Source organism: Mesorhizobium sp. M7A.F.Ca.US.014.04.1.1, from assembly GCF_003998745.1.
GTDB classification, from domain to species: Bacteria; Pseudomonadota; Alphaproteobacteria; order Rhizobiales; family Rhizobiaceae; genus Mesorhizobium; species Mesorhizobium ciceri.
Map to the genome: position 1 here is coordinate 1 of NZ_RZRW01000871.1, position 1,730 is coordinate 1,730.

3 protein-coding genes are annotated in these 1,730 nt (G+C 60.3%); all 3 read left to right on the forward strand.

Features of this window, described 5'->3' with window-relative positions; translation table 11 throughout:
- Nucleotides 1-140: 140 nt before the first annotated feature.
- Entirely contained in the window at nucleotides 141-782 is a 642-nt protein-coding gene (locus tag EOA22_RS32540; protein WP_013529995.1) for a 50S ribosomal protein L25/general stress protein Ctc, read from the forward strand.
- Between the two features lie 23 nt (nucleotides 783-805).
- Complete coding sequence (gene pth, locus EOA22_RS32545; protein WP_027162157.1) at nucleotides 806-1,531, forward strand: aminoacyl-tRNA hydrolase; 726 nt, start codon at nucleotides 806-808, stop codon at nucleotides 1,529-1,531.
- A gap of 89 nt (nucleotides 1,532-1,620) precedes the next feature.
- A partial coding sequence (locus EOA22_RS32550) for a GTPase (RefSeq protein WP_206521415.1) occupies nucleotides 1,621-1,730 on the forward strand: 110 nt, incomplete at its 3' end.

The window sequence follows — 1,730 nt, forward strand, 5'->3', positions numbered from 1 at the left end:
CCGACATACCCATGCATGATCTGGTCCGAAAACCGGAATCCACTTTTCGGGATCATGCATGGGTATGTCGGCTTTCGACGTTTACGGTCCAGGCACTCTGCCCACCGTGAGCGCTCCAGAACAAACCGAAAGGAAATGCCATGAGCCACGACACTTACGAGCTCAAGGCCGAAGCACGCGAACAGGTCGGTAAGGGGTCCGCCCGTGCAGTTCGCCGCAACGGTAAAGTGCCTGCAGTAATTTATGGTGACAAGCAGCCTCCCCTGGCTATCGCGCTCACCTACAAGGACATCTACTACAAGATCCATGGCGGCGGGTTCCTGACCACGATCGCCACGATCGATGTCGACGGCAAGAAGATCCAGGTCCTGCCGAAGGACTTCCAGCTCGACCCGGTCAAGGATTTCCCTGTCCATGTCGACTTCCTGCGCATCGGCAAGGACACCGAAGTCAATGTCGACGTGCCTGTCCACTTCATCAACGAGGACAAGTCGCCCGGCATCAAGCGCGGCGGCGTACTCAACATCGTGCGTCACGAAGTCGAGTTCCACTGCCCGGCCAATGCGATCCCGGAATTCATCACCGTCGATCTCACCGGCGCCAACATTGGCGATTCGATCCACATCTCGGCGGTCAAGCTGCCGGCTGGGGTCAAGCCTGTGATCTCCGACCGCGACTTCACCATCGCGACCATTGCCGGTTCGTCGGCGATGAAGCCGGAGACGGAAGAGACGGCTGAAGCGGCTGCACCTGAAGCGGCTCCTGCCGCCGAAGAGAAGTAACTCTTTCACGCCCGGAGCAGGCGATGCTGCTGTTTGCAGGTCTCGGCAATCCGGGCGCGAAATACGCCGGCAATCGGCACAATGTCGGTTTCATGGCGGCGGACGCAATCGCCCGCCGCCATTCCTTTTCGCCCTGGTCGAAGAAATTTCAGGGCCTGATCGCCGAGGGCTCGCTCGGCGGCGAAAAAGTCGTCCTGATCAAGCCGCAGACCTTCATGAACCTGTCCGGCCAGTCGGTCGGCGAAGCGCTGCGCTTCTACAAGCTCGAGCTTTCCGCGCTCACCGTCTTCTATGACGAGATCGATCTTGCCGAAGGCAAGCTGCGCATAAAGACCGGCGGCGGCGCCGGCGGCCATAACGGCATCCGTTCGATCGATGGCCATGTCGGCAACGCCTATCGCCGCGTACGCATCGGCGTCGGCCATCCAGGCGTCAAGGAAATGGTCCAGCACCATGTGCTCGGCGATTTCGACAAGGCCGACCGCGAATGGCTTGACCCGCTGCTCGACGCGATCGCCGACAACGCCGCCATGATCGCCAAAGGCGACGAATCCGGCTTCATGAACAAAGCCAGTCTCGCCGTCCAGGGCAAGGCCGGGCCGGAGCCCGAAAAATCGGCACCTAAGCAGCCGGCGCAGAAGCAGCAAAGTCACGTCCGCCAAGCACGGCCCCAACAGCCCCTGGCCAAGCTGCCGGAAAGCGGTCCGATGGCCGCCATGCTGAAGAAGCTGTTCGGCGGCAAGGACTGAGCATCAAGGGAACCGAAGGGCTTGACGTTGATCACCCCTATCGCCCATAGCCCTGATCAAATTTCTATTTCCCGATAGGACCGGACAAAATGGGTTTCAAATGCGGCATCGTTGGCTTGCCCAACGTCGGCAAGTCGACGCTTTTCAACGCGTTGACCAGAACGGCTGCGGCGCAGGCCGCCAACTATCCGTTCTGCAC